The sequence below is a fragment of the Pseudomonas anuradhapurensis genome (genome assembly GCF_014269225.2).
Taxonomy (GTDB): domain Bacteria; phylum Pseudomonadota; class Gammaproteobacteria; order Pseudomonadales; family Pseudomonadaceae; genus Aquipseudomonas; species Aquipseudomonas anuradhapurensis.
On sequence record NZ_CP077097.1, the window covers coordinates 3,239,782 to 3,256,977 of the forward strand.

A 17,196-nucleotide genomic window follows, 5' to 3' on the forward strand; every position below is an offset into this window, starting at 1 on the left:
AGCCACCCCGAAGGGTGGCTTTGCGGCCAGCAGGCTTGTCAGTAAGCCTTGCCAGTCTTGTAGTAGTTCTCGAAGCAGAAGTTGGTTGCGTCGATGTAGCCTTCGGCTCCACCACAGTCGAAACGCTTGCCCTTGAACTTGTAGGCAATCACGCAGCCGTTCTGCGCCTGCTGCATCAGCGCGTCGGTGATCTGGATCTCGCCACCTTTGCCCGGCTCGGTGTTGGCGATGATATCGAAGATATCGGGGGTGAGGATGTAGCGGCCGATGATCGCCAGGTTGGACGGGGCGTCTTCCGGCTTCGGCTTCTCGACCATGTTGGTGACCCGGAAGATGTCGTCACGGATCATGTCGCCGGCGATCACGCCGTACTTGTTGGTTTCCTGCGGGTCGACTTCCTGGATGGCGACGATCGAGCAGCGGAACTGGTTGTACAGCTTGACCATCTGGGTCAGCACACCGTCACCTTCCGGGTTGACGCACAGGTCGTCCGCCAGCACCACGGCGAACGGCTCGTCGCCGATCAGCGGGCGGCCGGTGAGGATGGCGTGGCCCAGGCCTTTCATTTCGGTCTGGCGGGTGTAGGAGAACGAGCACTCGTCGAGCAGGCGACGGATACCAACCAGGTATTTTTCCTTGTCGGTGCCCTTGATCTGGTTTTCCAGCTCGTAGCTGATGTCGAAGTGGTCTTCCAGGGCACGCTTGCCGCGCCCGGTGACGATGGAGATCTCGTTCAGACCGGCATCCAGTGCCTCTTCAACGCCATACTGGATCAGTGGCTTGTTGACCACCGGCAGCATTTCCTTGGGCATGGCTTTGGTAGCAGGCAGGAAGCGGGTGCCGTAACCGGCTGCCGGGAACAAGCATTTTTTGATCATATACGTCCTTACAAAAGGCTAGGCCTGTGGAATTCGGCGCAGTCTAATCAGGCGGCAGTCACCTTACAATGCCCTGCCGCTGGCCGACCGTTGGGAAGATAGAGATAACCCAGTGTAGATAGTTCCAAGGGAACGTAAATATTGCCGTCATACATCAACGTTGGATGACAGCAGTGGCGTTCGACCGTACCGGCCTCTTCGCGGTTAAACCCGCTTCCACAGGGTACTGCAACAGCATGCGAAACTGTGCAGCCCCTGGTCGCAGCAGGCCCACCCATGACAAGCCCGGTACAGGCCATCAGCTACCGGTGCCCTGGCCGATCAGCACTCCGTCTACCTTCTGCCCATACAGGTTCACCCCGTCATTGGCGTGGAATTTCAACCGTGTCTTCTCGATGGAGCCTTCCACCAGCCGCGGGTCCTGCGGCCGTTCATGGCGGTTGATCCAGGCCGCCACGTCCCAGGCCTGCTGGTCGCTGAGGCTGCCCGGCTTGCCCAGCGGCATGTTGTACTTGATGAACGACGCCGCCGTGTTGATGCGGTGCATCCCGGCCCCCCAGTTGTACGAGTCCTTGCCCCACAGCGGCGGCATCACGTATTCGCCGGCCACCTTCTGCCCTTCGCCATTGTCGCCATGGCAGATCGCGCACTGCTCGCGGTACACCTGCTGGCCACGCGTGAAGTCGTAGCCGCCCTTGGGCTGCGCCACCTCCGGGTAACCGCGCCCGGCAATCTCCACGCCCGTTGGCGCCTTGGTCGACAACCAGTACGAATACACTGCCAACGCCGTCATCTGCGGGCTGTCGGCGGCCGGCGGCTTGCCGTTCATGCTGAACTGGAAACACCCTTGGATACGTTCGGCGTACGTGTTGACCTTGTCGTTTTTCTTGCGGTACGCGGGGTACATCGGGTACGCCCCCCACATCGGCGCGGAATGCGCCAGCCGGCCCTGGTCGAGGTGGCAATTGCTGCAGTTCATGCCGTTGCCCACGGCCTCAGGCATCAGCCGACGGGTATCGACGAACAATGCATGCCCCTCGCGCACCATCTTGCCGAAGGCATTGTCAGGCAAGTCGCTTTCGGCAGGCGGCACGAACTGCGGCGCGGCCTGCACGCCTGGCACTTTCAACTGCGACTGGTCTTCCATGGCAATCTGGGCGGCCTGGGCGCTGCCCATGGCCAGCAGCAACAAGCTTGGCAGCAGCGGTTTCATGGCGTGACCTCCTGGCTGGCGGGGCGGGCGAAGAACTCGGCAATGGCCTTGACCTCGGCATCGGTCATGGCCTTGGCCACACCGACCATCAACTGGTTGGGGTCATTGCTGCGGCTGCCATCGCGCCAGGCGTTGAGCTGCGCCATCAGGTAACTGGCGGGCTGGCCAGCCAAGGGCGGGAAGTGCTCGCCAACGCCACTGCCGCCCGGGCCGTGGCATTGCACGCAGCCGGGGATCTGCCGGCTCCAGTCGCCGTACAGGGCCATGCGGGTGGTGGGGTCATTGGCGATCTGCTGACGGCGCAGTTCGCCGGCAGGGCTGGCCGGCAGGCTGGCCAGGTAGCTGCTGACCGCGTCGATCTCGTCATCGCTCAACGCCTTGGCCAACGGCTCCATCACCGGCTGCTTGCGGCTGCCGCTGCGCCAGTCATGCAACTGCTTGCGCAGGTAGCCGGCCGGCAGCCCGGCCAGGCGCGGAAAGCCGGCAGCGGCAATGCCCCTGCCGTCCGGGCCATGGCAACCCAGGCAAGCCATGGCGGCGGGGTTGGCCCCGCCCTGGGTGAACACCTTCTGGCCATCGGCGGCATGCGCCGCAGGCCAGGCCAGGATCAGCAAGCTGCCGACCACGACACGTCTCAAGGGTGTCATCACGAATCTCCTTTTCTATTGTTATATGCTTAGGCCTAAAACATATAAGCAAAAGGAGCACGATCAGTTGCCCTGGATCAACTCCCGGAGATGCATTGGGTGGCCGCGGTGCGCACGTCGCCCAGGCGCAGCGGGAAGTTGTTCAGCCGCTCGTGCAGCTTGATGCTGCTGCCGCTGCCACGCTTGTCGATGTCTACCAGCGCCGCCGGGCCCGCGCCCGCGCTGAGCTTCTGCGGCACGATCAGGCGCAGGCCATCGCCACGCTGTTCTTCCTGCAGCGGGTCACGCGTATCGGCCAGCTTGTGCTTGACGCAATCGGCATAGGCGCGCGGAGACTTGCCAGAAATAACGTCCAGCGTTTCATGCGATTGTTCCAGCTCCGCGACACTCACGCAGCCACCCAGCGTCAGCGACAACGCCGCCACCATCCACTTCATTTGCAGCACCTCTGCCATCAAGAATCCGCTTCGACCACGACCAGGCGGTTTTGCTCCCTGCTTTGGCAGATTTATCTGCGCCTGGCCGAACAGCGCGGCAGTGTAACCCGACATCGTGGTATCGTTTGCCTTTGCAGAACCAATCCTTGCGGAGCATCACATGAAATTCGTACACCAGCGCGAGCACCTGAACGAGGACGACATCGTCGTCATCGAGTGCTCCCAGCGCTGCAACATCCGCCTGATGAACGACGCCAACTTCCGCAGCTTCAAGAACGGCGGCCGTCACACCTACCACGGCGGCCATTTCGACAAATTCCCGGCGAAGATCACCGTGCCCAGTACCGGCTTCTGGAACATCACCATCGATACCGTGACCACGCGCCCGATCTCGGTGACCCGCAAGCCAACCTTGACCCACAAGATCAAGATCGTCCGTCGTTCGTCGTCGAAACTCAGGTAAGGCCACCATGACCCAGACCATCAAGTACGTCATCAAATACAAACTCGACGGCCAGCGCCGCTGGGACTTCGCGCAGATGCCCGACGCCTCCCTCGAGCAAGCCCTGGAAGCCCTGCGCAAGATCCACGGCGAAGACGCCGAGAAGATCAGCGACATCCAGGTCAGCAAAGCCTTGTAACCGCCCCCCGCCGCACCGCTCGCCCGCGCAAGGAGAACCGCATGAGCCACTGGCCCGACCGCCGTATCCTCGACCTGCTGGGCATTGAACTGCCCATTCTCCAGGCGCCGATGGCGGGCGCCAGCGGTGCGCCCATGGCCATTGCCGTGGGCCTTGCGGGTGGGCTGGGGGCCCTGCCCTGCGCCATGCTCACAGGTGACCAGGTGCGCGCCGAAATCGCCGCCTTCCGTGCCGGCTGCCCGGGCCGGCCGCTGAACCTGAACTTCTTCTGCCACCAGCCGCCAGCGCCCGATGCCGAGCGCGATGCACGCTGGAAGCAGGCACTCGAACCGTATTACCAGGAAGTGGGTGCGGATTTCGCAGCCCCCACCCCCGTGTCCAACCGCGCGCCTTTCGATGAGCAGAGCTGCCAACTGGTCGAGCAATTGCGCCCGGAGGTGGTGAGTTTCCACTTCGGCCTGCCCCGGCGCGAGCTGCTGCAACGGGTAAAGGCCAGCGGTGCCAAGGTGCTGTCCAGCGCCACTACCGTGGAAGAAGCGGTATGGCTGGAAGGCCATGGCTGTGATGCGATCATCGCCATGGGCTATGAAGCTGGCGGCCATCGCGGCATGTTCCTCAGCGACGACATCACCAGCCAGATCGGCACCTTCGCCCTGGTGCCGCAGGTGGCCGATGCGGTCAGCGTACCGGTGATTGCCGCTGGCGGCATCGCTGACCACCGCGGCCTGGTCGCAGCGCTGGCCCTGGGTGCCTCGGCGGTGCAGATCGGGACGGCTTACCTGTTCTGCCCCGAGGCCAAGGTCTCGCCGGCGCATCGCCAGGCACTGGACAGCGCACCCGCCAGCGACACAGCGCTGACCAACCTGTTCACCGGCCGCCCGGCGCGCGGCATCAACAACCGCATCATGCGCGAGTTGGGGCCGATGAGCGAACTGGCACCGCGCTTCCCGCTGGCCGGTGGTGCACTGATGCCGTTACGGGCGATCACCGAGCCACAGGGCAACAGCGACTTCAGCAACCTGTGGTCGGGGCAAGCGTTGCGCCTGGGCCAGCACCGCCCGGCAGGCCAGTTGACCCGCGAAATTGCCGAGAAAGCGCTGGCCGTGGTCGGGCGGCCGGCCTTCTCGTAGGCAGGCTCGGCCTCATTGCGGCTGAACCCGCACCTACAGGGCCATCACAACATTCGGACGCTGTGCAGTACCGGTGGGGGCGGATTTACCGGCGAACAGGCCGGGCCTGCCGATGCCCCCTTCCAGGCCCACTGCCTATCGCTATATAGTTGAGGATATAACGATAAGCCCAAGGAGCTGCGTTCATGCGTACCCGCCTTCTCCACTTGGCTGCCACCGCCCTGGCCAGCTTGCTCACCCTCAACACAGCCTGGGCCGCCGAGGTCCAGGTTGCGGTCGCAGCGAACTTCACCGCCCCCATGCAGGCTATCGCCCGGGACTTTCAGCACGACACCGGCCACACGCTGATCGCCGCCTATGGCGCCACCGGGCAGTTCTACGCCCAGATCAGCAATGGCGCCCCGTTCGAGGTATTCCTCGCCGCCGACGACAGCACACCGGCCAAGCTCGAACAGGAACAGGCCACCGTTCCAGGTTCGCGCTTCACCTACGCCATCGGCACCCTGGCCCTGTGGTCAGCCAAGCCTGGTTATGTCGACAGCCAAGGCCAGGTGCTGCAGCACAACGCCTACCAGCACCTGGCCATCGCCAACCCGAAAACCGCGCCTTACGGCCTGGCCGCCGTCCAGGTGCTGGACAAGCTGAAACTCACCGAGGCCACCCGGCCCAAGCTGGTCGAGGGGCAGAACATCACCCAGGCGTTCCAGTTCGTTTCCACCGGCAACGCCGAGCTGGGCTTCGTCGCCCTGTCGCAAATCTACCAGGATGGCAAGCTTGCAAGCGGTTCGGCGTGGATCGTGCCATCGTCCCTGCACGCGCCCATTCGCCAGGACGCAGTGGTCCTTGAAAAAGGCCGGGACAACCCCGCCGCCAAGGCCCTGGTCGAGTACCTGAAAGGCCCGAAGGCCGCGGCGATCATCAAAGCCTACGGTTATGAAATCTGATGCCGCTGGACGCCACTGACCTGGGGGCCATCTGGCTGACCGTGAAACTGGCCAGCCTGACCACCCTGATCCTGCTGATCGTCGGCACGCCGATCGCGTGGTGGCTGGCGCGCACGGGCTCGTGGCTGCGCGGCCCGGTGGGCGCGCTGGTGGCCTTGCCGCTGGTGCTGCCGCCCACGGTGATCGGCTTCTACCTGCTGATCGCCCTTGGCCCGCAAGGTTGGCTGGGCCAGGCGACCCAGGCGCTGGGCCTGGGCAGCGTGGTGTTCAGCTTCAGCGGCCTGGTGATCGGCTCGGTGATCTACTCCATGCCGTTCGTGGTCCAGCCGTTGCAGAATGCGTTCGCCGCCATCGGCCAGCGCCCGCTGGAAGTGGCTGCCACGCTGCGCGCCAGCCCCTGGGATAGCTTCGTCCACGTGGTGTTGCCGCTGGCCCGCCCAGGCTTCATCACTGCCAGCATCCTCGGCTTCGCCCATACCGTGGGCGAGTTCGGCGTGGTGTTGATGATTGGCGGCAATATTCCGGACAAGACCCGGGTGGTCTCGGTGCAGATCTTCGACCATGTCGAGGCCATGGCCTATTCGCAAGCGCACTGGCTGGCTGGCGCCATGCTGTTGTTCTCTTTCCTGGTGCTGCTGATGCTGTACGCCGGACGGCGCGGCAAAGCTGGCTGGAGCTGATATGAGCACATCGATTGTGGCGCGCCTGAAACTGGCTCGTGACGACTTTACCCTGGCGGTCGACCTGCACCTGCCCGGGCGTGGCATCAGCGCACTGTTCGGCCACTCGGGCTCCGGCAAGACCAGCTGCCTGCGGTGCCTGGCCGGCCTGGAACGGGCCGCCAGCGCCTATATCGAGGTCAACGGCGAGGTCTGGGAAGACAGCGCGCGCGGCTACTTCCGCCCCCCGCACCTGCGCCCGGTAGGCTATGTGTTTCAGGAGGCCAGCCTGTTTGCGCACCTGACGGTGCGCGGCAACCTGGAATTCGGCTGGCGCCGGGTGGCCCCAGCCGAGCGCAAGGTCAACCTCGACCAGGCTTGCCAATTGCTGGGCATCGGCCATTTGCTCGCACGCAGGCCTGCGACCTTGTCCGGCGGCGAGGCGCAGCGGGTGGGTATCGCCCGCGCACTGCTCAGCAGCCCGCGCCTGCTGTTGATGGACGAGCCGCTGGCGGCCCTCGACGGGCCACGCAAGCGCGAGATCCTGCCCTACCTGGAACGCCTGCACGACGAGCTGGACATCCCCCTGGTGTACGTCAGCCACGCCCAGGACGAAGTGGCGCGGCTGGCCGACCACCTGGTATTGCTGGAGCAAGGCCAGGCGGTGGCCAGCGGCCCGGTCGGCGAAACCCTGGCCCGCCTCGACCTGTCGCTGGCCCAGGGCGAGGACGCCGGCGTGGTGTTCGACGGCCTGGTGGTGGGCCATGACCCACACTACGACCTGCTCACCCTGCGCCTGCCCGGCGCCAATGGGCCGCTGCTGCGCATCGCCCACCCGGCCCAGGTGATGGGCAGCACTTTGCGGGTCAAGGTGCAGGCGCGTGACATCAGCCTTGCGCTGACCGCCGATGGCACCTCGAGCATCCTCAATCGCCTGCCGGTGCGCGTGCGCCAAAGCCAGCCGGCGGCCAACCCGGCCCATGTGCTGGTCAGCCTGGATGCCGACGGCAATGCCCTGCTGGCGCGTATCACCCGCTTCTCGGCAGACCAACTCGGCCTGCACCCGGGCCAGCTGCTGTTCGCCCAGATCAAGTCGGTGGCCTTGCTGGGCTGAGCATCCACCGCGTGGCCGCTGTCCATTGATCAGTCAACCTGATCGAGGCCTGCTGCCGATGCCCGACTGCCCGCTCCCCGCAACGCTGCATTACGTCGATGACAGCCAGCCTGGCCTGAGCCGCCGACGCTGGCGGGACCGCTTCATCTACCTCGACGCCGAAGGCCAGCGGGTACGTGACCCGGACACCCTGGCACGTATCGCCGCACTGGTGATCCCCCCGGCCTACACCGACGTGTGGATATGCGCCGACCCGCAGGGCCACCTGCAAGCGACGGGGCGCGATGCCCGTGGTCGCAAGCAATACCGCTACCACGCCCAATGGCGGGAAATGCGCGATCAACACAAGTACGGGCGCATGCTGGCTTTCGCCCACGCGTTGCCGAAGCTGCGCAAACAACTGGAGGCGCACCTTGCCCGCCCAGGCCTGGATCGGGAAAAGGTCATGGCCCTGGTGGTCAGCCTGCTCGACCACACGCTGATCCGCATCGGTAACCAACGCTACCTGCGTGACAACAAGTCCTACGGACTCACCACCCTGCGCAACCGCCACGTGCAAGTCAAAGGCAGCACCATTCGCTTCCAGTTCCGTGGCAAGCGTGGCGTCGAACACAACGTCACCCTCAACGACCGGCGCCTGGCCAGCCTGCTCAAGCGCTGCATGGAACTGCCCGGCCAGGCGCTGTTCCAGTACCTGGATGAAGACGGCCAACGCCATAGCGTCGGCTCCAGCGAGGTGAACCAGTTTCTGCAACAGTTGACCGGTGCCGATTTTACCGCCAAGGACTACCGCACCTGGGCCGGCAGCCGCCTGGCCCTGGCCCTGCTGCGGCCGCTGGCCTGGGAGCCCGAGAGCGAAGCCCGGCGCCAGGTCAGCGCCATCGTCCGCCAGGTGGCCACGCGCCTGGGCAATACACCGGCCGTGTGCAGGCGCTGTTATATCCACCCGGCAGTACTGGAACACTTTGCCTTGGGGCGTCTGGCCAACTTGCCGAAAAGCCGCGTGCGCAAAGGCCTGGACCGTGAAGAAGTGGCTTTGTTGCTATTTCTTCAGGCACTTGAGGAACAGCCGGACCATTAACCTGGTCTATTCAGCCCATGATGCGAAGAAATTTCCCATTGGACGCCAAGCCCCCTATTCTTGCCACCGAGCACCTTGGCCGACAAACCGCTGGCGGTTTGCTTCGGCACCTGCGACTGAAGACACGCAACAGAATTTGTCTGTCGGGGAATTACTATCCGCCGAAAGCGTCTTTAATGAGAAGGAAGAGGGACCAGCTCCCGCCGCCGCGGCAACTAGCCCGACGGACTTTTACATCACCAAGGAGAACTACATGCTGATACTCACCCGTAAGGTTGGCGAAAGCATCGTCATCAATGATGACATCAAAGTCACCATTCTGGGCGTCAAGGGGATGCAGGTGAGGATCGGTATCGATGCACCGAAAGATGTCCAGGTCCATCGTGAAGAGATCTTCAAGCGTATCCAGGCCGGCAGCCCGGCCCCGGAAAAGCACGACGACTCGCACTGAGCGACCCGCCTCAAGCCGCACGGACGCGCTTGACCGCCCCGCGCCTCAGGTGCCGAGCAGTTCGCGCACCTTGGCGATCATACCGTCGATGTCGAACGGCTTGTCGAACACCGCGGCGAACAGTTCCGGGCGCCCCTGGTTGGCTTGCGCCCCACTCATGAGGATGACCGGCAGGTCGCTCAGGTCCGGGTCCTGGCGCATCGAACGCACCAGTTCCTCACCGTTGAGCAGCGGCATCATGTAGTCGGTAATTACCAGTTGAACGCGCTTTTCCTTCAGCGCTTCCAGGGCCTTCAAGCCATTGCTGGCCTTTTCTACCAGAAAGCCTTCGTCCTCCAGGGCAAAACCGAGGATATCGGCAATCAGGTATTCGTCATCGACGATCAGGATGGTGTTCATTGGCCCGCCCCGTCAGCCACTTCCCTGTGGCACCGGCGTTCCTGAAAGCACTCCACAGGCGCCTTCGAACGCCTTGCGCAAGGTAAGGCCTTGTGGCCCGATCTGCAGCTCGTGCAAGGCCGGGTCGTGATGGCTGTCACGCACCTTGAGGATCGACAACATACGCCGCAGCTGCGAATCCAGCTCGACGAAACGCATCAGCATCAGGTTGTCGACGATGCTCGACAGGTCTGGCGCCGGGGCGCTGATTTCCGCGCCGAAGATATCGCGCATTTCCCAGGTGAGCATCACGCTGACGTCACGCGCGCGCAGCTCGCCGGTCAAGGCGCGGAAAAATGCATTGAGCCGCGCCGGGTCGATGGCCAGGCGGCTGAACGCCCCCAGGCTGTCGATCAGCACGCGCTTACTGCCTTGTGCCTCGACCCGCTCCAGCAGGCGCGCCCCGACCTGATCGAGCAGGCCTTCTGTGGTTGGCTGCCAGCACAGCTGCAGGCTGCCGCGCTGCTCCATCGCGACAAAATCGTGCCCCAACGACGCGGCCTTGATACGCAAGCGTTCCGGCGTTTCGTAGAAGCCGAAATGCAGCCCCGGCGCCTGCGGGCTGCTGGCACCGAGGAAGGCCAGGCCCAATGAGGTCTTGCCAATACCGGAGGGCCCGATCAGCAGGCTGACCGAGCCCGTGGCCAGGCCACCGCCAAGCATTTCATCCAGGGTTGCCACGCCGCAGCTGACCCGCTCCCGGGTGGCAGTGCCCGCAGAGCTGGGGTGGCCGAACAGCGACTCCAGGCGCGGGTAGACGTGCAGGCCGGCTTCATCGATGAGGCATTCGTGGCGCCCCGACAGCGCCGCACTGCCGCGCGTCTTGCGCAGCTGGATATGGCGCACGGCACGGCTGCCGTGCAGTTGCTCGCCCAGCTCGATCACGCCGTCGACCATGGTGTGCTCGGGGCTGCCCTCTTCCAGGCGCGCGCTGGTCAACAGCAGTACGGTGCAGCCGGCAAATGCCGCATGGCCTTGCAATTCGGAGACGAACTTCTTGGTATCCAGCGTGGTTTCTGCGCGCACGCGCGCATTGAGCACGCCATCGACGATCAACAGGCTGGCCTGTTGCCGGGCGATTTCCTGGCGCAGCAGCCGCACCACCGCATCCAGGCCTTCCTGCTCCAGGGTGTCGAAGGCACTGACGAACTGGATCGGGTCGCCGACCAGCGACGGGTCGAAGAATTCCAGGGTCGCCAGGTACTGGAACAGCCGCTCGTGCGACTCGCTGAGCAAGGTCGCCACCAGTACCCGGCCACCGCCGCGCACATGCCCGCAGGCCAGCTGGTTGGCAAGAATGGTCTTGCCGGCCCCCGGCGGGCCCTGCACGATGTAGGACGCACCGGCCACCAGGCCACCCTTCAACAACGCATCGAGCCCTTCGATGCCCGTCACCAGCCGCCTGAGTGCCTGAGCCATGGTATCTACCTGTCGAGTTGGCTGTGTGTCTGGTCCTGATAGATTGGCAAGTAAAGCTGCATGCAAGTTCCCTGACCGGGTTCACTCTCGACACGGATCGCGCCACCGCTCTGCCTGGCGAAGCCGTACACCTGGCAGAGGCCCAGGCCGGTACCCTTGCCAAAGGGTTTGGTGGTGAAGAACGGCTCGAAGATCCGCGGCAGTACCGCTGGCGCAATCCCTTCACCGCTGTCTTCCACCTCGAAACGCACAAAACCGCCGTGCAGCCCTTCCACCTCGCCAGCCAGCTCGACCACATCGACGGTCAAGCCGATCCGGCCCCGCCCGGCAATGGCGTCGCGGGCATTGAACAGCAGGTTGAGCAGCACCATCTGCAACTGCCCGGCATCCACCTCGATCAGCGGCAGGTCCGGTTGCAGCAGCACCTTCAGCTCGATCGAACCCGGCAGCGCATGCTCCAGAAGGCCGCGCGTGGCGGCGACAAGGCTGGCCGGGGCGACGCGGGTTACATCGAACGTGCGATGGCGGGCAAAGCTGAGCAACTGCTGGGTCAGTTCAGTACCCCGCTGCCCGGCGTCGAGAATGTGCTGCAGCATGCGCTGGGCGCGTGCCGGGTCCTTGGTGGACAGAGCCAGGTGCGCCGAGCTGATGATGATGGTCAACAGGTTGTTGAAATCGTGGGCCAGGCCGCCGGTCAACTGGCCCAGTGCTTCCAGCTTCTGGGCCTGGAACAGCTGGGCGCGTACCGCATCCAGTTGCAGCGCCGCCTCGCGGCGGTCGGTGATATCGCGGATGACCTTGGCCAGGCCAACAACCTGGCCAAGGTCATCATGAATCACATGCAGCACGGCCAAGGCCCAGAACTGCGTGCCATCCTTGCGCACCCGCCAGCCTTCGTCCTGCGCGCTACCCTGCTCCAATGCCTGCCGCAACAAATGCTCCGGGCGGCCCTCGGCACAATCCTGGGTAGTGAAGAACAATGAGAAATGCTGGCCGATCACTTCATCGGCGCGGTAGCCCTTGATGCGTTGCGCACCGGCATTCCACGACACCACATGGCCGGTCGGGTCGAGCATATAGATGGCGTAATCCACCACCGACTGGACCAATTGCTCATAGCGGTGGTCAGGCATGACGGGGTTGAGACAGTCGGCTGAAACCATGCAAACTCCACCGGTACGGCAGGAAAGGAAAAATACGCACCCACCAGCCTGCTCGCGCGTGGCTGGGCTCAGGGGTTGGCGCAGCTCAGTGTTCGGAGTCAACCGATACCGAGCCGATGCACCACGGCATCGTCACTTTGAGCAGCCACAGGCTGACCAGCAGTATCAAGCCACCACCGGCGAAGGCCATCAACTGCTGCGGCTGAGCGTGTTCGGCATCGAACCCCAGCATCACCAGGTACACGCCGAGGCTGATCAGGCACACATAAAGAAAGGCGCCCAACACCAGCACGTGCGCGAACAGCAGCCGCCATAAAAGCCGTTGGTACAGGATACGCTGCGAAGCTTCGGATCGAGTCATCGCCGCACACTCATTGGATCCAATAGAAGAAGGACGGTGGCGCATTGACAGCAAGGTGTCAATTGCTCCTTCGACCGACCCCTTCTCTGTTGATCATAGGTGCTGTGGTTGACGCAACTATAACGATGGGTTATAAAGCGCGCTTGAATGCGAAGCCCTTCTGCTTAGAAGCGAGCCGGTCCTCACGACCCCTTCAAGCGTGCGAGTGTGGTGGAATTGGTATACACAGCAGACTTAAAATCTGTCGGCGTGAGCCTTGCGGGTTCGAGTCCCGCCACTCGCACCAAATTCCTTTGAAAAAGCGCCTTCAGGGCGCTTTTTTGTTGCGCACCAACAAGCCTCGCCGCAGCTGCTAGAGTGGTGCATATATTGGTCCACTGGAACGCTGCCATGCGCTACTCACTGTTCGATGGTCAACGCGACATCCTTTTGTTGGTCGCCCGAGTGACACTGATGATCCTGTTCATCTTGTCTGGCTGGGGCAAGCTGACCGGTTTCGACGGCACGGTCGGCTACATGACCTCGCTGGGCGCCCCTGCCCCGATGCTGGCAGCAGCAGTTGCCGTTCTCATGGAATTCGTTGTCGGCATCCTGCTGATCCTCGGCTTCTACACCCGGCCACTGGCGTTCCTGTTCGCCCTGTTCGTGCTGGGCACTGCGTTGCTGGGCCACCCGTTCTGGAACATGGTCGACCCGGAGCGCAGTGCCAACCTGACCCAGTTCCTGAAAAACCTCAGCATCATGGGCGGCCTGCTGGCGCTGGCCGTCAGTGGCCCAGGGCGTTTTTCAGTAGACGGTCGCTGAATCACTCCTCTTCGCAGTCGTCGAACCACGCTGGGTGATCGCGTTCTTCGTCATCGAGCTCATCCAGCGTTTGTTCGTCTTCCTCGATGTCATCCTCGATGCCTCGGGCATCGGCTTCTGCTTCACTGTCGTCGTACAGGAATTCGTGATCAAGCAGGTGATCATGCTCGGGTTCGTGCAGGTCGTCTTCGTCGTGCATGCTGGCTCCTGGGCTCGTGGCAGGCCTGTATAGGCTGATCAACCGCGCAGGTCAATGCATTACCGTTTAATGCTGGGTTAACCGGCCGAGTCCAACCTGCAGGCTCTCCCTTCAAACGTTGCTTGCCCGCCTTTCCCGGCGGGCTTTTTTATGGCTGCCACCCTCCCCCTGTCCAATGCAGGAAAATCACAGGGAACCCGGCCCATGCTGGCCACGCTCGCAAATGATGCAGGACCTTTGTTTTTCAAGGAGAGCATCCATGACTGTAAACATCGACACCCTGATCATTACCACCCCCGTAGCCAAATCCGCCACCGACCCGGTCGCCCTGGAATTGACCGGCGCCCAGGCGCTGGCCACGCTGCCCGAGGTGGTTGCCCGCCTGAGTGATGGCTCGGTGCGCCTGACCGCCCCGACCAAGGGCGCCTCCAGCAAAAGCACCCACCGCACCCGCTGCGAGTGGAAGGAGCCCGTCTACTGGGCACTGAACAGCACCGCCCGGCACCGCAACCACCAGACCATGGTGCTGGAGAAGGTCAACCTGGCGCAGAAAGTGGTGATTGCCCAGTTGCATGTCAAAGACGATGACAGCCCACCTATCAAGGTGTTCTGGAACAAGGCCAGAATAACCGTCGGTTTCCGTACCGAGTTCAACCAGCTCACTACCAGCAGCAGCACGGTACTGACCGACGTCCCGCTGGGGGCGCGCTTCGACATCACCATCGAGGTAACGGCGGCCGGCGCCTGCACGGTCAGCGCCAGCTGCAATGGCCGCACCGGCACGACCTCGGGCCTCCAACTGAACGATACCTGGGCCACGCGCACGCTGAACTTCCATGGCGGGGTGTACAACCAGGTGGACTATACCGATACCACGCCGCCCGAAGACGGCTCGGTGTGTGTGATCAGCCAACTGGACCTGAGCCATGCGTGACACCCCTATCACCTGAACTTCACAAAATACTGACATCCGGCTGGGCACACTGACCCTGCTCCCTATGTTCTTACAGCCCGCCGCATCCTTGCCGCGGGCTTTTCTTTTTGTGGCATACGCCGCGCCCCTGAGCATGACCTGAAGCAGTTTTCCCGTAGCGACCCAGAGCTATGCTTAGCCGGCGATAAGCAAGCCCATTCGGAACAGGAAACGGAGGCTCATATGAAAGCTGCTGTTGTTGCCCCAGGCCGTCGCGTAGAGGTGGTGGAGAAGACCCTGCGCCCACTCGAACACGGCGAGGCGCTGCTGAAGATGCAATGCTGTGGTGTGTGCCACACCGACCTGCATGTGAAAAACGGCGACTTCGGTGACAAGACCGGCGTGGTGCTGGGCCACGAAGGTATTGGCGTGGTCCAGGAGGTCGGGCCGGGCGTCACCTCGCTCAAGCCAGGCGACCGCGCCAGCGTGGCCTGGTTCTACCAGGGCTGCGGGCATTGCGAGTATTGCAACAGCGGCAATGAAACCCTGTGCCGCGAGGTGAAGAACGCCGGCTACACGGTAGACGGCGGCATGGCCGAAGCCTGCATCGTCAAGGCCGACTACTCGGTCAAAGTGCCCGACGGGCTCGACTCCGCGGCAGCCAGCAGCATTACTTGCGCCGGCGTGACTACCTACAAGGCGGTGAAGGTCTCCAACATCCGCCCCGGCCAGTGGATCGCCATCTACGGCCTCGGTGGCCTTGGCAACCTGGCGCTGCAATATGCCAGGAACGTGTTCAACGCCAAAGTGATCGCCATCGATGTCAATGACGAGCAGCTGCGCTTCGCCAGCGAGATGGGCGCCGACCTGGTAATCAATCCGCGTACCGAAGATGCTGCCAAGGTCATCCAGGCAAAGACCGGAGGCGCCCATGCGGCGGTGGTTACCGCAGTGGCCAAGGCTGCCTTCAACTCGGCGGTCGACGCCCTGCGCGCCGGCGGACGACTGGTGGCAGTCGGGCTGCCATCGGAAGCCATGGACCTGAATATCCCCCGCCTGGTGCTGGACGGTATCGAAGTGGTCGGTTCGCTGGTCGGTACCCGCCAGGACCTGCAGGAAGCCTTCCAGTTTGCCGCAGAAGGGAAAGTGGTGCCGAAGGTCACGCTGCGCCCTATCGAAGATATCAACCACATCTTCGAGGAAATGCTGGAGGGCAAGATCAAAGGGCGGATGGTGATTCAGTTCGAAGGATGACGTACACGTGCGCTGGCTGTGGCTGCAGCGCACGCTACCCCTTGATAAAAACGAACCAACCGGTGCCGCCTGGGCTCTAGTTGCTGGTAAGGGCAGGAATTTCTGCCTGGCAACCTGCCGGGCCTGAGATGAACGGTGGTTTGAAGGGGTGGACAGCATGACGGAAGAAGAAGCAAAAGACGTGCTCGAGCGGATCGAATACGAGCTCAGCCTTGGTCAGCCGCACACTGCGACACAAATCGTCATCCACGATCTGGGCTTATGGGCTTATCTGGAAAAGACCAGCGGCTTCATCACCAGTGGCGGTGCGCTGTTCGATAGGCCAGTGTTACTGCAGCCGAAATGCGATGCTTCCTTCACGGTAGTGTCCAAGCCGTGAGTCGTAGCGCCTTCGCGAACAGGCGACTGGTCAGCTAATCGAGGTACAGACATGAGCATCCGCAGCTTGGCGAAGAACCTGCCACCCGACCCAGGCAATGAAGGCTGGTTGCTCGGTTGGGGCGTGCTGAGAGACCGCCATCCTTGGCATTTCGTCGATGTTTATGCCGACCAGAAGACGGCCAGGGCCGAGGCACAGCGCCGTGGTCATGGCTACGTGGTGGAGTTCGGTTCGCACCGCTTGGGGTCGGATGAATTCATCTGTGGGATAAGCCCACCTGAAGGCTAGCGCCTTTGCATGAGGCGAGGCAGCGGGGGCGCCTGGGCACCCCCACTTTCGATCATGCCAACAGACGTCGCATGATCAACTCGCCATCGATCACTTCGCCCGTCTCGACAAAGCCTTCGCAGACATAGAGACGTCGCGGAAACTGGGTCATGAGGGCACCTCCTTGTTCGCGGAAGGGAAAGACAATCCACTGATCCGGCCGACCGAGGCGTGAATCTAGGGGCGTGCGCGACAAATATTCAAGCGACCGACCAGGCACTGCAGCGGGTGACTGGCCGATGCCCTACACCCGCCTGAAACTCGAGCGTCTCGTTGTTTTCGGCAGAACTCAGCAATGGCCTGGACGTCGCGCAAGACTACCCCGTGGCGACCTTCCGGCTGGGCGATCGCACTCCGCCAGCCAGGCAGCGAGCACGCCCTACGCCCCGGGCCATTGCCCGCGTCATCGTCTCTCCTGGGCGAGAATCAAAGCTTTCTTCGTGGATCATCGCTCCACCGGGAGCATAGACACCGATGAACATCTGGGTTGCGCCGGTTCTGGACAGCCGAACCTGCACATCGATTTGGGTTCCGTCACTCAACGTTTCGTTATGAGTTCTGGTGTGTAATACCGGGTCGCCCCACTGCCAGAAGCACTCGCCACGCTCCCTCGCCATCGTCCCAATGTCCTGAGTTATCGAGAAAGATGCTTCTTACAGCAACGAGCACACCGACTCAAGATTTTTGACGCCAAATAAATGGCTTCCGGACGACCGGGAAAGGCCAAGCACGTATCGAGTGAAA

23 protein-coding genes and 1 tRNA gene are annotated in these 17,196 nt (G+C 62.9%); 14 read left to right on the plus strand and 10 right to left on the minus strand.

The annotated features are described in order from the left end of the window. Nucleotides 1–38: 38 nt before the first annotated feature. From galU to HU763_RS15095, 4 genes are all read right to left on the minus strand, one after another. Entirely contained in the window at nt 39–878 is an 840-nt protein-coding gene (galU, locus tag HU763_RS15080) for a UTP--glucose-1-phosphate uridylyltransferase GalU (RefSeq protein WP_013973181.1), read from the minus strand. A 298-nt stretch (nt 879–1,176) separates the two neighbouring features. Beyond that, nucleotides 1,177–2,091 (minus strand): c-type cytochrome, encoded by a 915-nt coding sequence (locus HU763_RS15085; RefSeq protein ID WP_186687104.1) that lies wholly within the window; start codon nt 2,089–2,091, stop codon nt 1,177–1,179. Continuing rightward, a complete protein-coding gene (locus tag HU763_RS15090) occupies nt 2,088–2,738 on the minus strand; it encodes a c-type cytochrome (RefSeq protein ID WP_186687101.1) in 651 nt (216 codons plus the stop codon). Before HU763_RS15090 ends, HU763_RS15085 begins: the two co-directional genes overlap by 4 nt. 77 nt (nt 2,739–2,815) lie before the next feature. Then, the gene (locus HU763_RS15095) at nt 2,816–3,175 is read right to left on the minus strand and encodes a hypothetical protein (RefSeq protein WP_170030434.1); all 360 of its coding nucleotides are present in this window, start codon (nt 3,173–3,175) and stop codon (nt 2,816–2,818) included. Nucleotides 3,176–3,335: 160 nt separating this feature from the next. Between HU763_RS15095 and HU763_RS15100 the strand changes: the two genes are divergently transcribed. From HU763_RS15100 to csrA, 8 genes are all read left to right on the plus strand, one after another. Then, nucleotides 3,336–3,638 carry a DUF1883 domain-containing protein gene (locus HU763_RS15100; protein ID WP_004375922.1) on the plus strand — a complete coding sequence of 101 codons (303 nt, stop codon included), beginning with the start codon at nt 3,336–3,338 and terminating at the stop codon, nt 3,636–3,638. A 7-nt stretch (nt 3,639–3,645) separates the two neighbouring features. Beyond that, nucleotides 3,646–3,816 carry a hypothetical protein gene (locus tag HU763_RS15105; RefSeq protein WP_170030435.1) on the plus strand — a complete coding sequence of 57 codons (171 nt, stop codon included), beginning with the start codon at nt 3,646–3,648 and terminating at the stop codon, nt 3,814–3,816. Between the two features lie 41 nt (nt 3,817–3,857). Next, entirely contained in the window at nt 3,858–4,946 is a 1,089-nt protein-coding gene (locus HU763_RS15110; protein ID WP_186687098.1) for an NAD(P)H-dependent flavin oxidoreductase, read from the plus strand. A 185-nt stretch (nt 4,947–5,131) separates the two neighbouring features. Then, the gene (modA, locus tag HU763_RS15115) at nt 5,132–5,890 is read left to right on the plus strand and encodes a molybdate ABC transporter substrate-binding protein (RefSeq protein WP_186687095.1); all 759 of its coding nucleotides are present in this window, start codon (nt 5,132–5,134) and stop codon (nt 5,888–5,890) included. After that, on the plus strand, nt 5,890–6,570 hold the full coding sequence (gene modB / locus HU763_RS15120; protein ID WP_170030438.1) for a molybdate ABC transporter permease subunit: 681 nt from the start codon (nt 5,890–5,892) through the stop codon (nt 6,568–6,570). Before modA ends, modB begins: the two co-directional genes overlap by 1 nt. Before the next feature lies 1 nt (nt 6,571). Beyond that, nucleotides 6,572–7,663 carry a molybdenum ABC transporter ATP-binding protein gene (modC, locus tag HU763_RS15125; protein ID WP_186687092.1) on the plus strand — a complete coding sequence of 364 codons (1,092 nt, stop codon included), beginning with the start codon at nt 6,572–6,574 and terminating at the stop codon, nt 7,661–7,663. Between the two features lie 58 nt (nt 7,664–7,721). After that, on the plus strand, nt 7,722–8,744 hold the full coding sequence (locus HU763_RS15130) for a DNA topoisomerase IB (protein ID WP_186687091.1): 1,023 nt from the start codon (nt 7,722–7,724) through the stop codon (nt 8,742–8,744). Between the two features lie 253 nt (nt 8,745–8,997). Beyond that, nucleotides 8,998–9,195 carry a carbon storage regulator CsrA gene (gene csrA, locus HU763_RS15135; RefSeq protein WP_004375914.1) on the plus strand — a complete coding sequence of 66 codons (198 nt, stop codon included), beginning with the start codon at nt 8,998–9,000 and terminating at the stop codon, nt 9,193–9,195. Nucleotides 9,196–9,240: 45 nt separating this feature from the next. On the opposite strand, the gene HU763_RS15140 is transcribed toward csrA, so the two are convergent. From HU763_RS15140 to HU763_RS15155, 4 genes are all read right to left on the minus strand, one after another. Continuing rightward, complete coding sequence (locus HU763_RS15140) at nt 9,241–9,594, minus strand: response regulator (RefSeq protein ID WP_186687087.1); 354 nt, start codon at nt 9,592–9,594, stop codon at nt 9,241–9,243. 12 nt (nt 9,595–9,606) lie between these two features. Next, the gene (locus HU763_RS15145) at nt 9,607–11,052 is read right to left on the minus strand and encodes an ATPase domain-containing protein (protein WP_186687084.1); all 1,446 of its coding nucleotides are present in this window, start codon (nt 11,050–11,052) and stop codon (nt 9,607–9,609) included. A gap of 5 nt (nt 11,053–11,057) precedes the next feature. Then, complete coding sequence (locus HU763_RS15150) at nt 11,058–12,215, minus strand: two-component system sensor histidine kinase NtrB (protein WP_186687082.1); 1,158 nt, start codon at nt 12,213–12,215, stop codon at nt 11,058–11,060. A gap of 85 nt (nt 12,216–12,300) precedes the next feature. Beyond that, nucleotides 12,301–12,576, minus strand: coding sequence for a hypothetical protein (locus HU763_RS15155; RefSeq protein WP_186687080.1), 276 nt, complete (start codon nt 12,574–12,576; stop codon nt 12,301–12,303). A gap of 201 nt (nt 12,577–12,777) precedes the next feature. Between HU763_RS15155 and HU763_RS15160 the strand changes: the two genes are divergently transcribed. Both HU763_RS15160 and HU763_RS15165 read left to right on the plus strand, forming a co-directional pair. Next, nucleotides 12,778–12,862: transfer RNA gene (locus tag HU763_RS15160), tRNA-Leu, on the plus strand. 104 nt (nt 12,863–12,966) lie between these two features. Next, the gene (locus HU763_RS15165) at nt 12,967–13,380 is read left to right on the plus strand and encodes a DoxX family protein (protein WP_186687078.1); all 414 of its coding nucleotides are present in this window, start codon (nt 12,967–12,969) and stop codon (nt 13,378–13,380) included. Nucleotide 13,381: 1 nt separating this feature from the next. On the opposite strand, the gene HU763_RS15170 is transcribed toward HU763_RS15165, so the two are convergent. Next, nucleotides 13,382–13,579 carry a hypothetical protein gene (locus tag HU763_RS15170; RefSeq protein ID WP_186687075.1) on the minus strand — a complete coding sequence of 66 codons (198 nt, stop codon included), beginning with the start codon at nt 13,577–13,579 and terminating at the stop codon, nt 13,382–13,384. A gap of 259 nt (nt 13,580–13,838) precedes the next feature. Here HU763_RS15170 and HU763_RS15175 point away from each other — a divergent pair, with 259 nt between their 5' ends. The 4 genes from HU763_RS15175 to HU763_RS15190 all read left to right on the plus strand — a co-directional run bounded on the left by HU763_RS15175 (nt 13,839) and on the right by HU763_RS15190 (nt 16,413). Further along, a complete protein-coding gene (locus tag HU763_RS15175; protein ID WP_186687072.1) occupies nt 13,839–14,513 on the plus strand; it encodes a polysaccharide lyase family 7 protein in 675 nt (224 codons plus the stop codon). A gap of 222 nt (nt 14,514–14,735) precedes the next feature. Continuing rightward, entirely contained in the window at nt 14,736–15,746 is a 1,011-nt protein-coding gene (gene adhP, locus HU763_RS15180; protein WP_170030448.1) for an alcohol dehydrogenase AdhP, read from the plus strand. A gap of 157 nt (nt 15,747–15,903) precedes the next feature. Next, a complete protein-coding gene (locus tag HU763_RS15185) occupies nt 15,904–16,125 on the plus strand; it encodes a hypothetical protein (RefSeq protein ID WP_186687069.1) in 222 nt (73 codons plus the stop codon). 51 nt (nt 16,126–16,176) lie between these two features. Beyond that, the gene (locus HU763_RS15190) at nt 16,177–16,413 is read left to right on the plus strand and encodes a hypothetical protein (protein WP_186687066.1); all 237 of its coding nucleotides are present in this window, start codon (nt 16,177–16,179) and stop codon (nt 16,411–16,413) included. A 356-nt stretch (nt 16,414–16,769) separates the two neighbouring features. Here the strand turns inward: HU763_RS15190 and HU763_RS24785 are convergent, their stop codons facing one another. Further along, nucleotides 16,770–17,069 (minus strand): hypothetical protein, encoded by a 300-nt coding sequence (locus HU763_RS24785; RefSeq protein ID WP_225931887.1) that lies wholly within the window; start codon nt 17,067–17,069, stop codon nt 16,770–16,772. Nucleotides 17,070–17,196 lie beyond the last annotated feature (127 nt).

Bases quoted from the DNA above. Each gene is read 5' to 3' on its own strand.
- HU763_RS15175 (WP_186687072.1), top strand. From the start codon at position 13,839: ATGACTGTAAACATCGACACCCTGATCATTACCACCCCCGTAGCCAAA.
- galU (WP_013973181.1), bottom strand. From the start codon at position 878: ATGATCAAAAAATGCTTGTTCCCGGCAGCCGGTTACGGCACCCGCTTC.
- HU763_RS15130 (WP_186687091.1), top strand. From the start codon at position 7,722: ATGCCCGACTGCCCGCTCCCCGCAACGCTGCATTACGTCGATGACAGC.
- csrA (WP_004375914.1), top strand. From the start codon at position 8,998: ATGCTGATACTCACCCGTAAGGTTGGCGAAAGCATCGTCATCAATGAT.
- HU763_RS15110 (WP_186687098.1), top strand. From the start codon at position 3,858: ATGAGCCACTGGCCCGACCGCCGTATCCTCGACCTGCTGGGCATTGAA.
- HU763_RS15185 (WP_186687069.1), top strand. From the start codon at position 15,904: ATGACGGAAGAAGAAGCAAAAGACGTGCTCGAGCGGATCGAATACGAG.
- adhP (WP_170030448.1), top strand. From the start codon at position 14,736: ATGAAAGCTGCTGTTGTTGCCCCAGGCCGTCGCGTAGAGGTGGTGGAG.
- HU763_RS15085 (WP_186687104.1), bottom strand. From the start codon at position 2,091: ATGAAACCGCTGCTGCCAAGCTTGTTGCTGCTGGCCATGGGCAGCGCC.
- HU763_RS15105 (WP_170030435.1), top strand. From the start codon at position 3,646: ATGACCCAGACCATCAAGTACGTCATCAAATACAAACTCGACGGCCAG.
- HU763_RS15150 (WP_186687082.1), bottom strand. From the start codon at position 12,215: ATGGTTTCAGCCGACTGTCTCAACCCCGTCATGCCTGACCACCGCTAT.
- HU763_RS15170 (WP_186687075.1), bottom strand. From the start codon at position 13,579: ATGCACGACGAAGACGACCTGCACGAACCCGAGCATGATCACCTGCTT.
- HU763_RS15095 (WP_170030434.1), bottom strand. From the start codon at position 3,175: ATGAAGTGGATGGTGGCGGCGTTGTCGCTGACGCTGGGTGGCTGCGTG.
- HU763_RS15145 (WP_186687084.1), bottom strand. From the start codon at position 11,052: ATGGCTCAGGCACTCAGGCGGCTGGTGACGGGCATCGAAGGGCTCGAT.
- HU763_RS15165 (WP_186687078.1), top strand. From the start codon at position 12,967: ATGCGCTACTCACTGTTCGATGGTCAACGCGACATCCTTTTGTTGGTC.
- HU763_RS15140 (WP_186687087.1), bottom strand. From the start codon at position 9,594: ATGAACACCATCCTGATCGTCGATGACGAATACCTGATTGCCGATATC.
- HU763_RS24785 (WP_225931887.1), bottom strand. From the start codon at position 17,069: ATGGCGAGGGAGCGTGGCGAGTGCTTCTGGCAGTGGGGCGACCCGGTA.
- HU763_RS15100 (WP_004375922.1), top strand. From the start codon at position 3,336: ATGAAATTCGTACACCAGCGCGAGCACCTGAACGAGGACGACATCGTC.
- HU763_RS15090 (WP_186687101.1), bottom strand. From the start codon at position 2,738: ATGACACCCTTGAGACGTGTCGTGGTCGGCAGCTTGCTGATCCTGGCC.
- HU763_RS15155 (WP_186687080.1), bottom strand. From the start codon at position 12,576: ATGACTCGATCCGAAGCTTCGCAGCGTATCCTGTACCAACGGCTTTTA.
- modC (WP_186687092.1), top strand. From the start codon at position 6,572: ATGAGCACATCGATTGTGGCGCGCCTGAAACTGGCTCGTGACGACTTT.
- modA (WP_186687095.1), top strand. From the start codon at position 5,132: ATGCGTACCCGCCTTCTCCACTTGGCTGCCACCGCCCTGGCCAGCTTG.
- modB (WP_170030438.1), top strand. From the start codon at position 5,890: ATGCCGCTGGACGCCACTGACCTGGGGGCCATCTGGCTGACCGTGAAA.
- HU763_RS15190 (WP_186687066.1), top strand. From the start codon at position 16,177: ATGAGCATCCGCAGCTTGGCGAAGAACCTGCCACCCGACCCAGGCAAT.